This is a genomic window from Methylosinus sp. is20ea (assembly GCF_059718135.1).
This window is the reverse complement of sequence record NZ_AP046088.1, coordinates 1,176,166-1,195,156: the sequence shown is the minus strand read 5'-3', so window position 1 is coordinate 1,195,156 and position 18,991 is coordinate 1,176,166. Positions and strand designations below refer to the sequence as shown.

General features: G+C 65.5%; 19 protein-coding genes. 3 read left to right on the top strand and 16 right to left on the bottom strand.

Annotated elements, in window-relative coordinates:
• Position 1: 1 nt before the first annotated feature.
• From hypB to AC6IY7_RS05370, 16 genes are all read right to left on the bottom strand, one after another.
• Complete coding sequence (gene hypB / locus AC6IY7_RS05445) at positions 2–970, bottom strand: hydrogenase nickel incorporation protein HypB (protein WP_497782059.1); 969 nt, start codon at positions 968–970, stop codon at positions 2–4.
• Positions 970–1,311, bottom strand: a complete 342-nt coding sequence (gene hypA, locus AC6IY7_RS05440; RefSeq protein WP_497782058.1) for a hydrogenase maturation nickel metallochaperone HypA — start codon at positions 1,309–1,311, stop codon at positions 970–972. Before hypA ends, hypB begins: the two co-directional genes overlap by 1 nt.
• Positions 1,304–2,371 carry a nickel-dependent hydrogenase large subunit gene (locus AC6IY7_RS05435; RefSeq protein WP_497782057.1) on the bottom strand — a complete coding sequence of 356 codons (1,068 nt, stop codon included), beginning with the start codon at positions 2,369–2,371 and terminating at the stop codon, positions 1,304–1,306. The genes hypA and AC6IY7_RS05435 overlap by 8 nt, the downstream gene beginning before the upstream one ends.
• Complete coding sequence (hybE, locus tag AC6IY7_RS05430; RefSeq protein ID WP_497782056.1) at positions 2,368–2,877, bottom strand: [NiFe]-hydrogenase assembly chaperone HybE; 510 nt, start codon at positions 2,875–2,877, stop codon at positions 2,368–2,370. Before hybE ends, AC6IY7_RS05435 begins: the two co-directional genes overlap by 4 nt.
• The gene (locus AC6IY7_RS05425) at positions 2,865–3,062 is read right to left on the bottom strand and encodes a rubredoxin (RefSeq protein WP_497782055.1); all 198 of its coding nucleotides are present in this window, start codon (positions 3,060–3,062) and stop codon (positions 2,865–2,867) included. Before AC6IY7_RS05425 ends, hybE begins: the two co-directional genes overlap by 13 nt.
• Complete coding sequence (locus tag AC6IY7_RS05420; RefSeq protein ID WP_497782054.1) at positions 3,059–3,913, bottom strand: hydrogenase expression/formation protein; 855 nt, start codon at positions 3,911–3,913, stop codon at positions 3,059–3,061. The genes AC6IY7_RS05425 and AC6IY7_RS05420 overlap by 4 nt, the downstream gene beginning before the upstream one ends.
• Positions 3,910–4,374: a thioredoxin domain-containing protein gene (locus AC6IY7_RS05415; RefSeq protein ID WP_497782053.1), complete on the bottom strand. Its 465-nt coding sequence runs from the start codon at positions 4,372–4,374 to the stop codon at positions 3,910–3,912. The genes AC6IY7_RS05420 and AC6IY7_RS05415 overlap by 4 nt, the downstream gene beginning before the upstream one ends.
• 182 nt (positions 4,375–4,556) lie before the next feature.
• Positions 4,557–4,850, bottom strand: coding sequence for a HypC/HybG/HupF family hydrogenase formation chaperone (locus AC6IY7_RS05410; RefSeq protein WP_497782052.1), 294 nt, complete (start codon positions 4,848–4,850; stop codon positions 4,557–4,559).
• A 13-nt stretch (positions 4,851–4,863) separates the two neighbouring features.
• Positions 4,864–5,130, bottom strand: coding sequence for a hypothetical protein (locus AC6IY7_RS05405; RefSeq protein WP_497782051.1), 267 nt, complete (start codon positions 5,128–5,130; stop codon positions 4,864–4,866).
• Entirely contained in the window at positions 5,127–5,708 is a 582-nt protein-coding gene (locus AC6IY7_RS05400; RefSeq protein WP_497782050.1) for a HyaD/HybD family hydrogenase maturation endopeptidase, read from the bottom strand. Before AC6IY7_RS05400 ends, AC6IY7_RS05405 begins: the two co-directional genes overlap by 4 nt.
• Positions 5,709–5,782: 74 nt before the next feature.
• Positions 5,783–6,508: a Ni/Fe-hydrogenase, b-type cytochrome subunit gene (cybH, locus tag AC6IY7_RS05395; protein ID WP_497782049.1), complete on the bottom strand. Its 726-nt coding sequence runs from the start codon at positions 6,506–6,508 to the stop codon at positions 5,783–5,785.
• 12 nt (positions 6,509–6,520) lie between these two features.
• Positions 6,521–8,311, bottom strand: a complete 1,791-nt coding sequence (locus tag AC6IY7_RS05390; protein WP_497782048.1) for a nickel-dependent hydrogenase large subunit — start codon at positions 8,309–8,311, stop codon at positions 6,521–6,523.
• A 205-nt stretch (positions 8,312–8,516) separates the two neighbouring features.
• Positions 8,517–9,590: a hydrogenase small subunit gene (locus AC6IY7_RS05385; protein WP_497782047.1), complete on the bottom strand. Its 1,074-nt coding sequence runs from the start codon at positions 9,588–9,590 to the stop codon at positions 8,517–8,519.
• Between the two features lie 191 nt (positions 9,591–9,781).
• Entirely contained in the window at positions 9,782–11,227 is a 1,446-nt protein-coding gene (locus AC6IY7_RS05380; protein ID WP_497782046.1) for a nickel-dependent hydrogenase large subunit, read from the bottom strand.
• A complete protein-coding gene (locus tag AC6IY7_RS05375; protein ID WP_497782045.1) occupies positions 11,224–12,240 on the bottom strand; it encodes an NADH-quinone oxidoreductase subunit B family protein in 1,017 nt (338 codons plus the stop codon). Before AC6IY7_RS05375 ends, AC6IY7_RS05380 begins: the two co-directional genes overlap by 4 nt.
• A 43-nt stretch (positions 12,241–12,283) precedes the next feature.
• Positions 12,284–14,572 carry a carbohydrate porin gene (locus tag AC6IY7_RS05370; protein ID WP_497782044.1) on the bottom strand — a complete coding sequence of 763 codons (2,289 nt, stop codon included), beginning with the start codon at positions 14,570–14,572 and terminating at the stop codon, positions 12,284–12,286.
• 979 nt (positions 14,573–15,551) lie between these two features.
• Here AC6IY7_RS05370 and AC6IY7_RS05365 point away from each other — a divergent pair.
• The 3 genes from AC6IY7_RS05365 to AC6IY7_RS05355 all read left to right on the top strand — a co-directional run bounded on the left by AC6IY7_RS05365 (position 15,552) and on the right by AC6IY7_RS05355 (position 18,959).
• On the top strand, positions 15,552–16,967 hold the full coding sequence (locus AC6IY7_RS05365; RefSeq protein ID WP_497782787.1) for a circularly permuted type 2 ATP-grasp protein: 1,416 nt from the start codon (positions 15,552–15,554) through the stop codon (positions 16,965–16,967).
• Between the two features lie 105 nt (positions 16,968–17,072).
• A complete protein-coding gene (locus AC6IY7_RS05360; RefSeq protein ID WP_497782043.1) occupies positions 17,073–18,014 on the top strand; it encodes an alpha-E domain-containing protein in 942 nt (313 codons plus the stop codon).
• A gap of 123 nt (positions 18,015–18,137) precedes the next feature.
• Positions 18,138–18,959, top strand: a complete 822-nt coding sequence (locus AC6IY7_RS05355) for a transglutaminase family protein (RefSeq protein ID WP_497782042.1) — start codon at positions 18,138–18,140, stop codon at positions 18,957–18,959.
• Positions 18,960–18,991: the final 32 nt, after the last annotated feature.

Below are 18,991 nucleotides of genomic sequence, written 5' to 3'. Positions count from 1 at the left end.
CTCACTTGGCCGCGGCGGTCTGCGCGTGTCTCGACGCCAGCCGCGCGGCGCGCGCCTCGATCCAGGCATAGAAGGCCGCCATGCCATCGCCGGTGCGCGCCGAGACGACCAATGTCTGCAGGTCTGGATTGACCTTCAGCGCATTGGCGAGGCAGCGCCCGACGTCGAACTCCACATGCGGCAGCAGATCGGATTTGTTCAGCAGCATCAGATCGGAGGCGGCGAACATTTCCGGATATTTGAGCGGCTTGTCCTCGCCCTCCGTCACCGAGAGCACGACGACCTTATGCGCCTCGCCGAGATCGAAGGCGGCCGGGCAGACGAGATTGCCGACATTCTCGATGAAGAGCAGCGAGGAGGGCGCCACCGGCAGCTCGGTCAGCGCATGCGAGACCATATGCGCGTCGAGATGGCAGCCCTTGCCGGTGTTGATTTGCAAGGCCGGAACGCCGGTCGCGCGAATGCGCTCGGCGTCGTTCGACGTCTGCTGATCGCCTTCGATGACGGAGATCGGGAAACGATCCTTCAGATCCGAGATGGCGCGCACGAGCAGCTGCGTTTTACCCGAGCCGGGGCTCGAGACGAAGTTGAGCGCGAACACGCCCGATTGCGCGAACCGCACCCGATTCTCGCGGGCGTGATCGTTGTTCTTGGAGAGAATGTCGCGCTCTATGCGAACGATGCGCTCCTGGCTGAGGCCAGGCACATGCACGCCCGCGGGACCGGAGCCATAATCGTGACGATGGCCGTGATCGTCATGCGCATGGTCATGGCGGTGATCATGCGCGTGAGAATCATGCGCGTGAGAATGGTCGTGATCGTGCGGATGTGGGTGATCATGATGATGATCGTGATCATGGTGGTGATCGTGGTCATGACCGTGGTCGTGAGCGTGGCCATGCGCATGATCGTGGTTGTGCTCTGGTTTTCCTTCGATGCTGGAAGTTCCGCAGCCGCAGACCGTGCACATTAGTCGACCTCCAATTCCTGCACCCGCATATCCTCGCCACCCGTGACCTGGACGTGATATCGGCCGCATTCCGGGCAAGGACCAAATCTTTCTTCGACGGCGACCGTCTTCGCGCAATCGAGGCACCAGCCTTCGCCGGGAATCCGCAAAATGTCGAGTCGCGCGCCTTCGACGATTCCGCCTCGCGCCACCGCCTCGAAGCAGAAGCGGATCGCCTCCGGCTCCACATGGCTCAGCGCGCCGATCTCGAGCCGCACCACGCGCACGCGGGAAAAACCCTGCTTGCGGCTCTCTTCCTCGATAATCTCGATGATGCTCTCGGTCAGCGCCATCTCATGCATGGGCGGCCTCCCGGACCTCGATGCGAAAGGCGACGCAGGGGTCGAACAGGCCGGCGAGCCTCGTGATCGTCTTCGCCGCTCCCGCGCGCGGTATCCGCGCGCCGAGCAGAGCGGCGACGAAAGGGCCGGCGGGATGAAAATTCCATTCGGTCGGCGCAACGATCGCATAGTCTTCGATCCTGTCGTCCGGGGTGAGCCGCGCCCAATGATATAGGTCTCCGCGCGATGTTTCGACGGCGCAATAGGCTTCGCGCGCGGCGATAGCGGCGCTGCGGGACATATCTTCCGCGCGGCCCGATTCGAGCCGCTCCAACAATTGCGCGAGATCGATCATGCGGGCGCGAAAGCGCGCGCAGAGCGCGCCGCGCGACAATTCGGTCTCGCGCCAATGGCGCGCGAAGGCGCCTGTTTCCGGCGCCCGGCCGGCGATGCTCGGCGCGGCGGCGAAGCTTTCCCCTTGCGCTCTAATCCCTTCGAGCACGGAGGCGTCGTCCTGCGGACGCAGCGCGTCGGGCGCGGTCGCGGCGATGACGGGGCCGCGCTCCAGCTCTCGCCACAATCCGCCGAAGGGCGTGGCCGCGGGGGCGGCGCTCGCCGGATCGCGCGGCAGTCCGAGCGTCGCCGTCTCGGCGCGCAGCCGCGCGACGAGCCCGCGGCGGTCGGCGGAGCCTCCGGCGGCGAGCTCGCGCGTCAGCGCCAGAATCTCCCGCAAGGCCGCGGGCGGAACCGCGTCTTCCGCCATGGTCGCCAGCGCCCGCAATGTCTCGGCGAGGCGCTCGCAATCGAGCGCGACGAGATTTAGCGGCGCGGCGTCGGGCTTCGTTCCGCGCGCCGCGGCGAGGGCGCAGGAGGCCGCGAAAGCATGCGAGAGTCCGCACAAGGAGAAGAGACGTCCGGCGAGCGGCGGAATTTCGGCGGCCGGGCGGCCCAGGAATAAGCGCGTGAGACGCATGGGCCGGCTCGATCGCACGCGCACCGAGCAGACGCGATCGTCGGCGAGCTCGGCGATGATGGAGATCGCGCCCGGCCCGAGCCCTCCGAGATCGGTCTGGACATTCATGGCGCGGCCTCGTCGTCGGCGTGACGCCGGCCTCCGAACAGCGCGCGCCGATCGAGCGCGCTCGCGGGCTCCGGCTCGCGCTTGGGCGCCTCGTTCAGCGCCGGATCGAGCAGAGCGTCGAGCGCCGCTCGCGCCGCGGTCTGCGCCGCCTCGTGATCGGCGAAATCATCCATGGGCGAGAACAAGGAGCAAGCGGCGATTCGCCCGAAGCCGGCGATCTCGCTCACATTGAAATCGACGTCGCCGGCGGGAAAGCGCAGCTTCAGCGTCGCGGGATCGGGAAAGGGCGCTTCTGCGTCCTCGCGCGGCGCGGTGACGACGAGATTGGCGAACCAGGGCGTGACCATCACGCCGAGCGCATAAGGGCCGAAGTCGCGAAAGCCGATCGCCTCCACCTCGAGCGCCTCATTGCAGACGCCGGAATCGCGCATCGTCGTCTCATGGACGCGGCGATAGAAATCCGCGAGCGTCTCGCCTCTCGCAGCGGCGTCGCTCAAGTGTCGCACCTCAAGAATTTCTCGCGTGGCGCGTCGCATTCGGGGCAGCGCCAGTCGGCGGGAAGATCGGCGAAGGCGACGCCGGGCGGCACCTGCCAGACGGGATCGCCCTCGGCCGGGTCATAGACGCGCCAGCAGACGCCGCATTCCATGCGGGCGTCGGGCGCGATGTCGGGAGGGGCTTCGTCGCTCATGTGAAATAGGCCTCGTGAATCTCGCGCAGACGCTCGGCCGAATCGTGGAAGTCCTCATCGGCGGCGCAGGCCGCGGCGGGCGTGTCGCCGATCTCCAGAGTGTCGAGGATGATCGTGCCCATGGCGTTGAAGAATTGCACCGACCACACATTGCGCGCGCCGGTCGCGGTGATCTTGGCGGAGCCATAGCCGCGCGAGATCAGCTGCACCGGGCCATTGCCCAGCGTCTGCTGCAAATGCTCCATGTCGATCTCCGACACGGGCAGCAGCGAGAAATTGATGACATGCGAGGGATCGCCGGGCGCGTGCCCGCGCATGCGCGCGTCGATCTCGGCGAGCATGGGCATGACATTCATCGCGCCTTCGGGCTCCGCGCCGATCGCGATCCGCTCCGCGGTGATGGCGGCGGCGCGTTCGACGACATGGGGGATGGCGGCGATCTCGATATAGTCGGCCGTGAGCCGTCCTTCGGCGTCGCCGAAGCGCACGCGCCACAGGCCCGCCATGGAGGCCTCTTGAATCTGCGCGGTGACGCCGTCGGGAAGGGCGGCGACGCCGCTCACCTCGCCCGCGCCGAGGACCTGGGCGAGCAATGCGCGCTCTTTCTCCTCGTAATCGGTGATGTCGAACAGAACGCCGGGCGCGTCGGCGCGCTGCGCCTGGAGGGCGTCGGCGAGCTGCGGCAGCAGCGCGGCCGTACGTGGGCATTCGGCGACGGACTGCTCGCCGCTCGCCGTCGCCAGAAAGGCGATGACGCTGCGCTTGGCCTCCGCCTCGGCGTCATAGCCGATCGGCATCACCGTCATCGCATCGTCGGAGCCTTCCGGCGAGATCCAGAATCCGGCTTTCATGAGCTCGTTTCCCCTTCCGTGCGAGAACTCGTTTCCCCTGCCGTGAAGGTGATGCGCACGCGCGGCTCCTTCGCGGGCGGCGTCTGCAATTGCAGCAGCGCGTCGATCCGCGAACGATATTCCGCCCAGTCATAGACTTTCGGCAGCACGCCGAGCGTGTCGCGCCCATAGGTGACGACGAGGCTCGGATAGACGCAGACGCTGAAGCGCGCCTCCAGCGCCTTCTCGGCGGCGGGCGCGACAATAGCGCCGCGCAGCCTTCCGGCGAAGGCTTCGATCAACTGTGGAAAGATGATCGCCACATCATGGGTCTCGCTGCGCTGCTGCGGATCGCCGCCGAAGAAGAGCAGCGTATGCGCGGCTCGTCCTTGCGACGGCGCGAGAAAGGCGTCGATATTGGTCTCGTCCAGCAGAGCGACGCCGGTCTTCTCGCTCAGCGCCAGCTGCAACGACCCGGACATCCGATCCTCCCTTTTTGTTTTGTTTTCGCTAGAGGCCGCAATCGGCATGCCATGGGCGGCGCGCCGCTGGCGCCAAGCTAGACGACTGAGTCGAAAGAAGGTTTCCAGATGCAGTCAGCGCATCGGCGCGGACGGGCCGGAAAGTTACTTTCCATTTTGCGGCGGAGCTTTCCAGCGACTGTCTATTTTCTCAGAAATTCCGGCAGCTGTGGCTCGCGGTCGAGGAGATCGGCGAAGAGGTGATCGACATTCTCGCCGGCGAGGGCTTTTTCCACCGCGTCGAGCGCGTCATCGATCTGCGCGGCCTCGAGCGGGTCCAGGACGCGGACGGCCGAGTCGATATGCACCAGCACTTTCGTCCCGGCGGGCTGCGCGCCGACGAGCGCCATGGACACGGGACGTCGCTCGCCCCGTCGCTCGCACAGCGCTCCGAAGGCGTCGCCTTCGATCACCATCATGGGAAAGCCGATGCACATGGGTCGCGGCCCCTCAACGCCGAGACGATGCGCGCCGAGACGACGTGCGCCGAGACGACATGCGCCAAGACGACATGCGCCAAGGCTTGAACCAATAGGCGGTGGCGACGACCATCGCGCCCCAGGCCAGCGACATGGCCATGGTCAGGAGATGGTCCGGCTCGGTGAAGGCGTGGACGATGTCATAGGCGAGATCGTCCGGATGCAGGCCGGGATGCGCCATCGCCGTCGCCGGAAGCAGCCAGGCGGCGGCCAAGGCCGCGAATCGGATTGCTTTCATGGTCTCGTCTCCTCATCGGCGGCGCCGAGGCGCCTCTCATAAGCATTTTGGTCGAGGTCATGCGCCAGCAGACGCGGGGGCGTCTCCGCGCTTCCGGCTCGCGGGCGGAGCTCGACGCCCCATTCTACGAGCGTTTCGACCGCCGCGGCCAGCGCCGGCTCGATCGCGGCGGCGACCGGCGCCGTCAGCGGGCCGCCCCAGTCCTCGAGGTCCTGCGGCTGGCAGCCGATCAGCGCGAGGCGCGAGGGATAGCGGCCGAGCAGATCGGCCGCGGAGAGCACCTCCTGGAAGCCGGTCTGATGCAGGCTCATCTTCTTCGCGCCCATGAAGCGCGGCACTTCTGCGTCGCGCACGATGCGCAAGGTCGCGGGCTCGAGCCCGTAATCGATGGCGTCGAAGACGAGGAGCTGGTCGCAGGCCTCGACGAATTGCACCAGATAGAGCCCCTGTGTGCCGCCGTCGAGGATGGTGACGTCGCCGCTCGTCTCATAGCGCGCATGGAACTCCTCCACCGCGCGCACGCCGAAGCCTTCATCGGCCCAGAGAATATTGCCTATGCCGAGAATGAGAGTGCGCATCGCGTCTCCTCAGTCACTTCTCACCGCCATAGCGGCGAAGCGGCGTCGAGCCGCGTCGCCGCCACGCAATGGCGTCACTTGTCGGCTTCGTCGCGGAACACGCGCTCGCCGGAGATCATCGAGGAGATGAGGCTCTGGCGGGAGACGATGTCCTCGCGGACGGCAGTGTAGATGTGGATGATGACGAAGAGCACGACGCCCCACATGGCGAGATGATGCCAAGTGTGGACATCCTGGCTGTTCGGCCAGATCGCGAACACCCAGCCGAACAGCTTGTATTGCCAGCTGTCGCGGCCGGCGCCCTCGGAGTAGAGCGCGAAGCCCGTCACCACCAGAAAGGCCAGGTTGAGCATGAAGAGATGCATCACCAGATGGCCGAGCGGATTATGGCCGATGTATTTCTTCGGCTGCTTCACCAGGAAGGAATACCAGCCCGCCTCATAGAGCACGCCCGATAGCCATTGGCGGTCCCACACCGGCAGATAGAAAATCTGCTTGGCGTGCTCATTGCCGACAAAGGCCCAATAGATGCGCAGCAGCAGCGCCACGGTGAGCACATAGCCGGCCGAGAAATGGGCGAAGCGAATATAGCCCATCAGGAATTGCGAGCTCGCTTCGCCGGGCGTCGAAGGCAATGGCGAGGCGATGAAATAGCCCGTCGTCGCCAGCACGACGATCGCCGCCGCATTGATCCAGTGCCAGAGCCGCACCGGCGCCTCATAGACATAGACGCTCTGCAGCTCGGCGGCTTTTTCGCCGTGAGCGTCGAGCACGCCATGGATTTGCGTCGCCTCGGTCATGACCTCGCCTCCTCAGCGAACCGTGACTTGTGTCATCTCCTGCCCGTCCTCGCTCATCACATGAGTCGAGCAGGCGAGGCAGGGGTCGAAGGAATGGATCGTGCGCAGAATCTCGAGCGGCTTCTGTGGATCGGCGAGCGGCGTGTCCATCAGCGAGGCCTCGAAGGCGCCGATATTGCCCTTGGGATCGCGCGGGCTGCCGTTCCATGTGGTCGGCACGACGCACTGGTAATTCTCGATCTTGCCGTCCTTCACCTTGATCCAATGGGCGAGCGCGCCGCGCGGCGCCTCGGTGAAGCCGAAGCCCTTGGCCTCCTTCGGCCAGGCCTGCGGGTTCCATTTGTCGATATTGGCGGTGGAGGAATCGCCGGCCTTGATGTTGGCGATCAGCTTGTTCTGGAAATGCTCCATCTTGCGCACGGCCCATTGCGCTTCCAGCGCGCGCGCCGCCGTGCGGCCGAGCGTCGAGAACAGCGCCGTCACCGGCACGCCGAGCTTCCTCAGGAACTCGTCGGTCGGCTCCTTGAACTCCGCCTTGCCCTGGGCGTAGCCGACGATATAGCGCGCCAGCGGCCCCACCTCGACGGCGTTGCCGCGCCAGCGCGGCGCCTTGATCCAGGAATATTTGCCGGCTTCGTCCAGCTCCTGAATATTGGTCGGCGTGCCCTTGGCGGCCGGGCCGAGCTTGTAATTGGGCTCGGTGATGCCGTCCCAGGGATGCAGCCCTTTGGATTCGTCCGGATATTTGTACCAGGAATGGGTGACGAACTCCTGGATCTGCTCCGGATCGGTGTGATCGACGGGGAAAATCTCTTTCAGATTGCCGTTGAGGATCACGCCGCGCGGCAGGCCGAGATTGCCGGGGGAAAAGTCGTTGGCGTGCTCGGGAATATCGCCATAGGCCATGACATTCTTGCCCGAGAGGCCGCCGCCATAGAGCCAGTCCTTGTAGAAGGAGCCGATCGCCAGCACATCCGGCACATAGACCTTCTCGACGAATTCGATCGACTGCTGAATGATCGAGGTGACGTCGTTGAGGCGCTCCATATTGATCGCGCCGACCGCGCCATTGCCGTCGACATTGATGGCGCAGGGCACGCCGCCGACGAGCCAGTTGGGATGCGGATTCTTGCCGCCGAAGATCGTCTGGACCTTCACGATCTCCTTCTGGAAATCGAGCGCCTCGAGATAATGCGCGACCGCCATCAGATTGGCCTCGGGCGGCAGCTTATAAGCGGCATGGCCCCAATAGCCGTTCTTGAACGGGCCGAGCTGTCCCGATTCGACGAATTTCCTCAGACGAATTTGCAGATCCTTGAAATAGCCGGGCGAGGAGAGCGGCCAATCGGAGATGGACTGCGCCAGCGCCGAGGTCGCCTTGGGATCGGCGGAGAGCGCCGAGACCACATCGACCCAATCGAGCGCATGCAGATGATAGAAATGCACGAGATGATCGTGCACCTGCAGCGCCAGCTGCATCATATTGCGGATGGAGTTGGCGTTCTCGGGAATGTTGATGCCGAGCGCGTTCTCCACCGCGCGCACCGAGGTGAGCGCATGCGTGCCGGTGCAGACGCCGCAGATGCGCTGTGTGAAGGCCCAAGCGTCGCGCGGATCGCGGCCTTTGAGAATGACCTCGATGCCGCGCCACATGGTGCCGGTCGAGACCGCGTTGCGGATCACATTGTTCTTGTCGACATTGACCTCGACGCGCAGATGACCCTCGATGCGCGTGACCGGATCGACGACGATGCGCTTGCCGGAATTGTCGAGATTGAAGCCGTTCGGCGTCTGAATGCCCATGATCGCGTTTCCTCGGCGGCGTTTGCTTCTTGTGTTCAGGGTATTGGGCGAAGGCTCCCTCATCCTGAGGAGCGGCCGTAGGCCGCGTCTCGAAGGACGAGGAAGCCGTCACGCGCGCCCTCTGGAGCTCTCGCCCTCGTGCTTTTAAGACGGCTCCTGCGGAGCCTCCTCAGCATGAGGGCGAGGGGGCGCGCGCTTTTGCTCCTCACCCTTCGTGCTTGGTCGTGATGCGCTTTACCGCGGTGACGCCCGCATGGACGGCGACGGCGCCGCCGACGACGGCCGCGGCCGCGAGGCCCACTTCGTCGGCGTTATGCTCTATGCCGAATTGCTGGATCTTCGTCAGCCGGTCGTAGAAGGAGCCCTTGTCCCAGAAATCCTCCTCCGAGCAGCCGATGCAGCCATGGCCGGATTGGATGGGGAAGGAGACGCCGCCGTTCCAGCGCACGGTGGAGCAGGCGTTATAGGTGGTCGGACCCTTGCAGCCCATTTTGTAGAGGCAATGGCCCTTGCGCGCCGCCTCGTCGTCCCATTCCTCGACGAATTGGCCGGCGTCGAAATGCGGGCGGCGATAGCATTTGTCGTGGATGCGCTGCGAGTAGAACATTTTCGGCCGGCCCTGCCGGTCGAGCTCCGGCAGTCTGCCGAAAGTGGTGATGAAGGTGACGACGCCGGTCATCACCTCGGCGATGGGCGGGCAGCCCGGAACCTTGATGATCGGCTTGTCCTTGATGACCTTGTCGATCGGCGTCGCCTGCGTCGGATTGGGCTTGGCCGCCTGCACGCAGCCCCAGGAGGCGCAGGCGCCCCAGGCGATGATCGCCATGGCGTCCTCGGCCATCCATTTCAGCTTCTCGACGAAGGGCTTGCCGCCGTCGATGCAGAACATGCCGCCCTCATTCAGCGGCGGATTGCCCTCGACGGCCAGAATATACTGGCCCTTGTACTTTTCCTTCGTCTCCTCGAGGATCGCCTCGGCCTGATGTCCGGCCGCCGCCATGATCGTGTCGTCATAGTCGAGCGAGATCATCGACAGCACGACGTCTTTTGCCAGCGGATGCGCCGAGCGGATGAAGCTCTCGGAGCAGCAGGTGCATTCGAGCCCATGCATCCAGATCACCGGAATGCGCGGCTTGGTCTCCAGCGCCTGCGCCATTTGCGTCGCCGCAGTCTGACCGAGGCCGAGGCTCGCCGCGGTGAGCGAGCAGAATTTGGTGAAGCTGCGGCGCGTGACGCCCTGACGGCGAATGACGTCGTAGAAGGTTTCGATGGCGGCCATTTCCTTCCCCACCCTTGTGCAATGCGGCATTCGCGCGAAGGCGCCGCTTGGGGAAAGAACGGCAAGATGCGGGCCAGCGCGGGGGTAAGGAGAATCTTTCCAGGCTGTCAGGCGATTGCCGAAAATCTCTTCGCTCGCGGAGGGCGCTACAAGGAGAAGCGGCTTTCCAGTCGCGGAAAGAGTCTAGACAGTCAATGCGCCGTGCAGACCATGCAGGGGTCGAAGGAGCGCACGATATGCTGCACTGCGACATTGGTCGCGCCGTCTTCGCCCACGCAAAGGCCCGCCAGCGCCTGCTCCAATGGGCCGGGAATGCCGGCGGCGTCGCGCGGCGAGAAATTCCAGGTCGTCGGCGCGATGATCTGATAGCGCGCGATCTGGCCGTCGCGGAACGTCGCCCAATGGCCGAGCGTCCCGCGCGCCGCCTCGACGAATCCGACGAAGGCTCCGTCGGCGAGCGGCGCGTCGGCGACGCAATAGGGCTCGCTCGGCGCCAGCGCGCGGGTCCAATCCTCCATCGCCTCGGTGAGCAGCGCGATCTCCAGGACGCGCGCGACGATGCGGGCGAGGACTGTGGAGCCGCCGCCGCGCGCCAGCAGATCGCGGATCAGCGGATTGCCGGCGACCGCCTGACGCGCCAGCGCGCCCACCTCCACCGCGCGGCCCTCGAGCCGCGGCGCCTTGGCGAAACTATAGGCCCCCTCGCGGTGAATGTCGGGAAGCGTGTCGGAAAGGGCGGGATCGGCGGCGGTGTCGCGCATATAGGCGTGCGAGACATCCTCCTGGATATGATCTAGCGGCGGCTCGCGCAGCCCGCCCGTTTTCGTGTCGAGGAGGCCGGCGGCGAAGCGATGGCCGTCTGTGCCGAGATAGGCGCCGGCCGAGAGCAGCAGGCCGGGGCCGCGTCCCATCTCCTCGAGGCGTAGATCGCGCGCGATGCGCAGAAAGGCGGAAAAATCGCCGGCGGCGCTTTCGGCGAAGCGACCGAGCTCTTCGACGGTGGACAGGGCGGTCACGGCCTCCAGCGGCGCGGCGAAGAGCGTGCGCTCGAGAAAGCCGCGAAAATCCGCGAGCAGGGCGCGCAGCCGCATCTCATCGCCCAGCGCCAGCGCCCGCGTCACGCCGCCGGCGCGGAAGGCGAGGCTGTGCGGCCATTTGCCGGCGATCAGCCCCATTGTCTCGAGCAGGCGCGCGCGCGCCGGCAGCGCCTCGCGCAGCGCCGCGCCGGAGACGGCCTTGAAGCGCGCCTCCGCGGCGCTATGCCAGGGCCGGCCGGCATAGGCGGCGCGGGCGAAATCCGGCATGAAGAACACGTAGAAATGCGTCAGATGATCGGCGATATTTTCCGCCGCATGGGCGATATTGGTGGCGAGCAGGCCATTGGACGCGGGCGCGAGGCCCTCGGCCGCGCGCAGCACCGCGGCCGCCGCCAGAGATTGCGAGACCGAGCATATGCCGCAGATGCGCGGGGCGATCGCCAGCGCGTCGGCGGCCGGGCGGCCGAGCAGCAATTGCTCGAAGCCGCGATAGAGCGAGGCCGAGACGCGCGCCTCGCGCACCACGCCATTCTCGACGTCGAGCGTCACCTCGAGATCGCCCTCGACGCGATTGAACGGCCCGACGACGATGCGGCTCATGGCTTCTTCTTTTCAACGCCCGGCGTCGGCGCCTGGGCGACGCGGTCGCTGCGGGCGTTCTCGCGCACGCGCTTGGGCGTCGCCGATTTGGAGAGGGCGGCGAGCGCGACGAACCAGGCCTTGGGCATGTCGAGCGGCAGGCCGACCGGAATGCCGCCGATCTTGGGCGTGCGATGGAAGCCGCGCGTCGCCTCGAAGCCCGGCGAGGTGCAGGCGATGCAGGTCGAGCCCGCCTGCGTGCAGGAGCCGCCGCCGTTCCAGGCGCGCTGATTGCAGTCGCCGACCGCCTGCGTCGCCTTGCAGCCCAAATGCTCCATCAGGCAGCCGCGCTCGGAGAAATCCTCGGCGCTGGCCTTGAACTCGTAGAATTCATTGCGGCTGCAGCCGTGATGGGCGAGATGGTCGGCGAAAATGCGCGGCCGGCCGTAATCATCCATATCGGCCTGCGTGAAACGGCCGAGCGAGAGCGCCAGCAGCGTCTCCATGATCCAGCCTGGATGCGGCGCGCAGCCGGAGACATTGACGACCGGCAGCCCTTTGACCGAGCGATAATCCGGCCCCAGCGCCCCGCCCATATCGACGCCGGAATATTGCAGCCCGCTGGCGTCGGTGGGGTCTGGCGCGCCGGCCGGAACGCCGCCGAAAGCGGCGCAGCTTCCCACCGCCACGCAATAATCGGCGCGCGGCGCCAGAGCGCGAGCCCAATCCAGCATGCTGCGTCCGGTGCCGGAGAGCTTGTTGAAGAGACCCGTGCCCTCCGGGCCATGGAGGATAGAGCCTTCTATGCAGAGCGCGCCGAGCCTCTCCTCGCCGCGCTCGACGCGGGCGAGAATGGCGCGGGCTTCCTCGCCCGTCTCCTCGCTGACGCTCGGATGCCAGAGAAGGCGAATGCCGAAGCCGCGCAGCTCCTCGAACCAGCCGGAAGCGCCGCGCTCCAGCGCCGCCATGGTGCAGCCGCCGCAGCTGCCGGCCTGCAGCCAGAGCAGAGTGAAATCGTCGCGCGCCTTCGTCATCTCGCGCCGATTGTAGAACAATCGGCGAGGACGCCCAAATCTTTCAAAATTGCGCGTGCAGCCGCAGGCCGAAAATATTGATCGGCCCGCGCGCGGCATTATGCGCGGGATTGCCGATGAGCTGATAGTCGAGCGTCAGCTCCACCCCGTCGCGCACATTGTATTTGTAATAGGTCTCCAGCACTTTTTCGCCAGCGTAGGAGATCGCGCCGTCGCCGATATAGACGCTGGTTCCGCCGAGCCCGAAATAGCTCACGCGCGGGCCGGCGAGACCGGAGAACACTGTGGCGCCGCCGATCTCGTCCTTGTCGCGGCCCCAGAGCGCGCCCGATGCGGTGAAGCCTGTCGAGAGCGAGCGGTCTATGTCGGTGTAGTCGACCGTCTCGAAGCGTCCGTCGCACATGCTGGCGCGCAGGAAGAAGCCGACCTCCTTGGAGAGTTGCTGCTGCACATTGATGCCGCCGCCGACCTTGACATTGCGCTTGCGCACCCAGGGATTGTTCACATCCGGCGGAAAATTGCCGGTCAGGAAGGCGAAGTTCACAATGTCCTGCACCTTGGCGAGATTGCCATTGTCGCCATAGGCCAGAAATTTGATCACGCCCGGCTGATCGAAGAGGTCGTAGCGCGCCTCGAATTCGACGACGCCCATGAATTGGCGGCCGATCTGTGGCTCGATGTAAGGACCGTTCGGAATTTCCGAGAGCTGGAACAAGCCGCCGCGCGCGCTCCACCAATCTTGCTTCCACTCCAGCGCGGCGCCATAGGTGTAGCCCCAGGAATCGGCGGCGTAGTCGAAGGCGCCGAGCGTGTTCACGCCGAAATTCAGGAAGCCCGTCGTCGGATCATGGGCGTATTTATTGTCGTCGAAAATATCCGGCACGCCGAACTTGCCGATGGTCAGGATCAGCCGATCCTTGGCGACCTTGCCCGAGAGCTGGTTCTGCGTCGATTCCAGCACTTCGTTGAAGGAGCCCGTGTCGGGATCGTCGACTTTCTCGCCGCCATTGAGCCCGATGATCTGGCGCAGGAAATAGCGCTGGAAGCGCATATAGGGCGCGGCGCGTCCCACTTTCGCGACGGCGCCGTTCACATAAGAGGCGGCGCCGACGGAATTGGCGAGGCCATAGCCCAGGTCGACCTCGGGATTGAGATAGACGGCGGCGCCCTGCCACAGCCGCAGGCCCATGAAGAGATTGCTGGTCGAGCCGGCGTCGGCGAGCCCTTTGGGCGGGAAGCTGTGCGAGCCGGAATAGAGCGCGGGGTATTTGGGATAGCCCTGCAGGACCGCGGTCGTCTGGCCGTGAAAGCTGTAGATCTCGCCATCGTTCTTCGACTTGTCGTCCTTGTCGTCCTTTTTATCCTTTTTTTCCTTGTCTTTGCCCTTCTTCTTATCTTTGCCCTTCTTCTTCTTGTCGTCGTCCTTGCCCGCGTCGCCGTCCTCACGCTCGCCGTTCGAGCCGCCGTTGCTCGCGTCGGACTTTTTGTCCTCGTCGCTCTTGCCTTCGTCGCTCTTGCCCTGCTCGTCGTCCGTGCGCGCTTCCTCCTGCGGATCGAAACGATAATTCAGGCCGAGACGCAGAACATGCGCCTCGCTGCGCTGGCGCGCGGCGAATTGGAACGAGAAATTATTGTCGTAGACGCGGTTCTGCAATTGCTGGTTCAGATAGAGATATTCGAGCCGCGCCGACAAATGGTCGTCGAGCGCATGCTCGACGCCGGCGCCGACGGCGTATTTCATGCGCGAGGATTTCGAGACCGGCGCGAAGAAGAGGCCGAGCGGCCCCGCGTCATAGAAGACGAGATTGGACGCGCCGCGCCCGCCGCCGGCCACGACGCCGCCGCTGGCGAAAACCAGCGTGCGGTCGAAGGCGTAGCCGAGCCGGGCGCGAATGCTGGCGAAATAATCGCCGTTCTCGTCCGAGGTGAGCCCATAGGCCGTGATCCCGAGCGGCCGATAGGCGGCGGGCGCCGGAAAGAGTCCGGTGGAGGCGCGGCGCAGGCCGAGAAAGTTCAGATCGGTCTCGAGCCCATAGACCCAGGGGCCATGCTGCCAGTCATAGCCGATCTGCGCGCCGAAGCTCGCCCCGGTGCGATCGCGATTCGGCGCGGCGAGATCGAAGGCGCGGCTGGTGAAGCCGCTGCCCGCTTCCAGCGTTCCGCCGCTCGCTATGGGCAGGCCGCCGCCGGCGTTCAATCCGATATGGAGCCCTGCCCAGGTGAAGGCGGGCGGGACATTGGGGTTCGACGGCTTGTCGGCGGCCGCCGACCGGCTCGCGCAGGAGGTCGCGAGGGTCAGCGCCACCAGAGTGGCGAGGCAATTTGGCTTCATCGGCTCGTGGTCGGTCTCTTACGTGATTCGCATTCTGGCAGAGTTTCTTGTCGCACGCGCGAAAGGAGAAAACGTACGAGCCGGATCGTTACAGTTCAGCGGCATGAAACTTTGATGACGCGGGTGGGCCGCGTCAGATGGATCGACGTGTCTCGAGAAGCAAGCCTCTAAGGCTCGCTTCTCGAAACGACGGCCATCCGCTGTTGCTCCGCATTCCCGATCGCTCGCTTCGCGCGCGCCGGGAATGATGCGCATCGTGTCGGGCCGATGGCGTCGCGCGCCGTGAGGCGCGCGACGAGAGGGGCGGGCGTCGCCGGCGACTCTGCGCCTCCTCGTCCTCGCCGCGGCCGACGTCTTCGGCGACCGGGGCCCAGACGCAGACGGGCCGGCGGGAGGCGGGGTCGATCGTCCAGGCGGCGGCGGGCCTGCGGCGTCCGATGACGCGCAGATCCCGAAGGTCCGCCGGCGCGGCGACCGCGACGATTGCGCCGCCGCGACGCGCCGAGCGCGTGCGGAGGGACGGATAGGGGCGGGGGAAAATGATCATCGCTCTCGTCCTTCTGGCCGTTGTCGCGGCCGAAGGCGTGAGCGGCGAACGCGCCTCAGGCTCGGGCGACGCCTCTCACGCGGTCCTCGCGGCCGCGGGTTTTTGTCGAGTGAGGCGCGGCGCATGCAGACGAAGCTGCAGCGACGGCGCCGAGGCTGGTACTGCCCATGAGTCCTTCGCAAGGGTGGATGAGTCGTGCGACCGAAAATCGCGCCGACGGTTTTGCTTCTGATCTGCGGCGCATGGCTTGTCAACGATTATCGGATTAGAAGACAGAATGAGCGGGACGAGCTGTCGGCGACGCTTTCGTCATTTGGCTCGCTTCTTGCCACGCCTTGCAGCAAAGGCGCACCGTCCAGCGCGAGCGGTCGTTCGCCGAGAACCCCGAGGGAGAGCGAGAACGTGCTTTCGAAGGTGGCGCAATTCGACGAAATGGGCGGCGTCGACGGGCTGATCCGCCTGCCATACGAAAAGCTTTCCAAATGGCTGGCTTCGGTCGAGCCGGAGTTTCTGGCCTCGCGCCGGGCGCAGGCCGAATTGCTGTTTCGGCGCATCGGCATCACCTTCGCCGTCTACGGCTCGCAGGAGGCGACCGAGCGGCTCATCCCCTTCGACATTCTGCCGCGCATCATCGCCCGCGCCGAATGGGCTCAGCTCGAGAAGGGCCTGATTCAACGTGTGAAGGCGTTGAACCTGTTCCTGGCCGATCTCTATGGTCCCGGCGAAATATTGAAAGCGGGCGTCGTTCCGTCCGAGCTCGTCTATCGCAATCCCGCCTTCCGGCCGGAGATGGCGGGGCGCCGCGTGCCGCATGATATTTTCGTGCATATCGCCGGCATCGACATCATCCGCACCGACGATGAAGGCTTCTTCGTGCTGGAGGACAACGCCCGCACGCCGTCGGGCGTCTCCTATATGCTGGAGAATCGCGAAGTGATGATGCGGCTGCTGCCGGATCTCTTCGCGCTCCACCGCGTCGCGCCGATCGAGAATTATCCCGATCAGCTGCTCGCCACGCTGCGCTCCGCCGCGCCGCGCGGGGCGGGGGCCGATCCGGTCAGCGTGCTGCTGACGCCAGGCCAATATAATTCAGCCTTTTATGAGCATTCTTTTTTGGCCGACAAGCTCGGGATCGAGCTGGTCGAGGGGCGCGATCTCTTCGTCAAGGACGATGTCGTCTTCATGCGCACCACGGAGGGGCCGCGCCGCGTCGATGTGATCTACCGCCGCCTCGACGACGACTTCCTCGATCCGCTCGCTTTCCGCCCCGATTCGGCCCTGGGCGTCGCCGGTCTGATGGGCGCCTATCATGCAGGCAATGTGACGCTCGCCAATGCAGTCGGCACGGGCGTGGCCGATGACAAGGCGATCTACACCTATATGCCGGAGGTGATTCGCTTCTATCTCGGCGAGGAGCCGCTGCTGAAGAACGTGCCGACTTGGCGCTGTCGCGAGAAGGACGCTCTCGCCTATGTCCTCGCCCATCTCGACGAGCTGGTGGTGAAGGAGGTCAATGGCTCCGGCGGCTATGGCATGCTCGTCGGTCCGCATGCGACGCGGGCGCAGATCGAGGAATTCGCCAAGAAGCTCGCCGATAATCCCACCAATTTCATCGCCCAGCCGACGCTCGCCCTCTCCACCTGCCCGGTGTCGGTGGCGAGCGGCGTCGCGCCCCGCCATGTCGATCTGCGGCCTTTCGTGCTCTATGGTCCCAATGGCGCGAGCGTGGTGCCGGGCGGCTTGACGCGCGTCGCCATGACGGAGAATTCTCTCGTCGTGAATTCCAGTCAGGGCGGCGGAACCAAGGACACATGGATCATCGACGACGCGCCGCTCGCGCGCGCGTGACGAATTCGAAAGACGAGAGCGCTTTCCGATCGAACGGAATCGTTCGATCGATCAGAATTCGCTCCAACGAAAGACTAGAGCCGCGCGCCGAAACGACGGGATCTCATGCTCTCACGCACCGCCGACAACCTCTTCTGGCTGGCCCGATATATGGAGCGCGCGGATTTCCTCGCGCGGATACTGCAGGCGTCGAGACGCCTCGCCACGCTGCCGCGGGCCTATGGCGGCGTGGAGACCGAATGGGAGAGCGCGCTGCTCTCCTCCGGCGCCGCGCCCGCCTTTCACGCGGCGGGGCTGACGGTCGACGAGGCCAATGTCACGCAATTTCTGGCCTTCTCGCCGGATAATCCGAGCTCGATCCGCAATTGCATCGAGCTCGCCCGCGTCAACGCCCGCGCGGTGCGCACGGCGCTCACCGTGGAGATGTGGGAGGCGATCAACGGCGCCTTCCTCGAGCTCAGGGCCTTCGAGCAGGCGAGCCGCTCCGCCGAGGAGGTGACGCGCTTTCTCGATTTCGTGAAGCAGGTGTCGGCGGCTTACGACGGCGGCGCGCATCGGACAATGTTGCGCAACGACGCCTATTGGTTCTCGCGCATCGGCCTCTATCTCGAGCGCGCCGACAATACCGCGCGCCTGCTCGACGTGAAATATCACGTGCTGCTCCCGGAGACGGAGGCGGTCGGCGGCTCGCTCGACTATTTCCAATGGACGGCGATCCTGCGCGCCGTCTCCGCGCATACGGCCTATCATTGGGTCTATCGCGACAGTCTGAAGCCCTGGCTGGTCGCCGATCTCTTGATCCTGCGGCCGGAAATGCCGCGCTCGCTGATCGCCTGCTATGAGAGCGTGGTGCAGAACCTCGACCGTCTCGGCAAATCGCATGGCAAGCACGGGCCGGCGCAGCGTCATGCGCGGACCGTGCTCGGCCAGCTCGAGCACGCCACGATCGAAAGCGTGTTCCACAATGGGTTGCACGACTTCATCCAGGAATTCCTCGCCGATAATCATCGGCTCGGGGCCCTGGTCTCGGAGCAGTATCTTTTCTGAGCGGGCGGTCGTTGCGTCGCCGACGAACCCCGCTTAGACTCTTTCGAAAGAGCAGGCTTTCGAAATCCTGCTCGGAATGGCGCTCGTCGGAGCGACGCCTCGAAGCTCCTTGCGCGGTACGAGATGCATATAAGAGTCAGGCGCGAGACGATCTATCGTTATGCCGAGCCCGCCAAAGCGGCGATTCAGAAGCTGGCGCTGACGCCTCGCAATTACGATGGTCAGCATGTTCTCGACTGGCGGATCGACGTCGATCGCGACTGCCGCCTGCGCGCCTTCGAGGACGCCTTCGGCAATGTCGTGCACAATATCTACGTCGAGGGGCCGCTCGAGGCGCTGACGACCGTGGTCGAGGGCGCGGTCGAGACCTTCGACACGGCCGGCGTGGCCCGTGGCGCGATCGAGCGTTTTCCCCCGGAGCTCTATCTGCGCGAGACGCCGCTGACCGAGGCCGATCTGGCGATCGACGACTTCGCGGCCGAGGCGACCGCGCGCCCCTCCGATGCGCTGTCGAAGCTGCACGATCTGGTCGGCGCGCTGCATGAGGCGCTGGTCGTCCAAGAGGAGCCCACGAGCGGCGCCGTGGCGGCGGCCGATGTGTTCGCGCGCCGACGCGGCGCGGCGCAGGATTTGGCGCATGTCTTCATTGCCTGCGCGCGCAGCCTCGAAATCCCCTCGCGCTATGTCTCCGGCTACGCCCTGCGCGCCGACGCCGGCGCCGCCGTCCACGCCTGGGCGGAGAGCCATATAACGGGGCTCGGCTGGGTCGGCTTCGACGCGACGACGGGCGCCTCGCCCGACGAGACCTATGTGCGCGTCGCCGTCGCGCTCGACTATTTGGGGGCGGCGCCCATCCGCGCCGCGCGCACCGGCGGCGGCGTGGAGACGGCGGAAGTCAAGGTGAGCGTCGCCCGCGCGCAGAGCCAGTTCCAGAGCCAGTCCTGAGCCGGCGGGGGGCGGCGACGGCCTCGGTCATC

What these genes read in the sequence shown, in the direction of transcription:
- AC6IY7_RS05400 (WP_497782050.1), bottom strand. Translation starts at nt 5,708, where the DNA reads ATGCGCACTCTCATTCTCGGCATAGGCAATATTCTCTGGGCCGATGAA.
- AC6IY7_RS05435 (WP_497782057.1), bottom strand. Translation starts at nt 2,371, where the DNA reads ATGAATGTCCAGACCGATCTCGGAGGGCTCGGGCCGGGCGCGATCTCC.
- AC6IY7_RS05425 (WP_497782055.1), bottom strand. Translation starts at nt 3,062, where the DNA reads ATGAGCGACGAAGCCCCTCCCGACATCGCGCCCGACGCCCGCATGGAA.
- AC6IY7_RS05375 (WP_497782045.1), bottom strand. Translation starts at nt 12,240, where the DNA reads ATGACGAAGGCGCGCGACGATTTCACTCTGCTCTGGCTGCAGGCCGGC.
- AC6IY7_RS05360 (WP_497782043.1), top strand. Translation starts at nt 17,073, where the DNA reads ATGCTCTCACGCACCGCCGACAACCTCTTCTGGCTGGCCCGATATATG.
- AC6IY7_RS05385 (WP_497782047.1), bottom strand. Translation starts at nt 9,590, where the DNA reads ATGGCCGCCATCGAAACCTTCTACGACGTCATTCGCCGTCAGGGCGTC.
- hypB (WP_497782059.1), bottom strand. Translation starts at nt 970, where the DNA reads ATGTGCACGGTCTGCGGCTGCGGAACTTCCAGCATCGAAGGAAAACCA.
- AC6IY7_RS05355 (WP_497782042.1), top strand. Translation starts at nt 18,138, where the DNA reads ATGCATATAAGAGTCAGGCGCGAGACGATCTATCGTTATGCCGAGCCC.
- AC6IY7_RS05415 (WP_497782053.1), bottom strand. Translation starts at nt 4,374, where the DNA reads ATGTCCGGGTCGTTGCAGCTGGCGCTGAGCGAGAAGACCGGCGTCGCT.
- AC6IY7_RS05365 (WP_497782787.1), top strand. Translation starts at nt 15,552, where the DNA reads ATGGGCGGCGTCGACGGGCTGATCCGCCTGCCATACGAAAAGCTTTCC.
- hypA (WP_497782058.1), bottom strand. Translation starts at nt 1,311, where the DNA reads ATGCATGAGATGGCGCTGACCGAGAGCATCATCGAGATTATCGAGGAA.
- AC6IY7_RS05410 (WP_497782052.1), bottom strand. Translation starts at nt 4,850, where the DNA reads ATGTGCATCGGCTTTCCCATGATGGTGATCGAAGGCGACGCCTTCGGA.
- AC6IY7_RS05420 (WP_497782054.1), bottom strand. Translation starts at nt 3,913, where the DNA reads ATGAAAGCCGGATTCTGGATCTCGCCGGAAGGCTCCGACGATGCGATG.
- AC6IY7_RS05405 (WP_497782051.1), bottom strand. Translation starts at nt 5,130, where the DNA reads ATGAAAGCAATCCGATTCGCGGCCTTGGCCGCCGCCTGGCTGCTTCCG.
- AC6IY7_RS05390 (WP_497782048.1), bottom strand. Translation starts at nt 8,311, where the DNA reads ATGGGCATTCAGACGCCGAACGGCTTCAATCTCGACAATTCCGGCAAG.
- AC6IY7_RS05370 (WP_497782044.1), bottom strand. Translation starts at nt 14,572, where the DNA reads ATGAAGCCAAATTGCCTCGCCACTCTGGTGGCGCTGACCCTCGCGACC.
- cybH (WP_497782049.1), bottom strand. Translation starts at nt 6,508, where the DNA reads ATGACCGAGGCGACGCAAATCCATGGCGTGCTCGACGCTCACGGCGAA.
- AC6IY7_RS05380 (WP_497782046.1), bottom strand. Translation starts at nt 11,227, where the DNA reads ATGAGCCGCATCGTCGTCGGGCCGTTCAATCGCGTCGAGGGCGATCTC.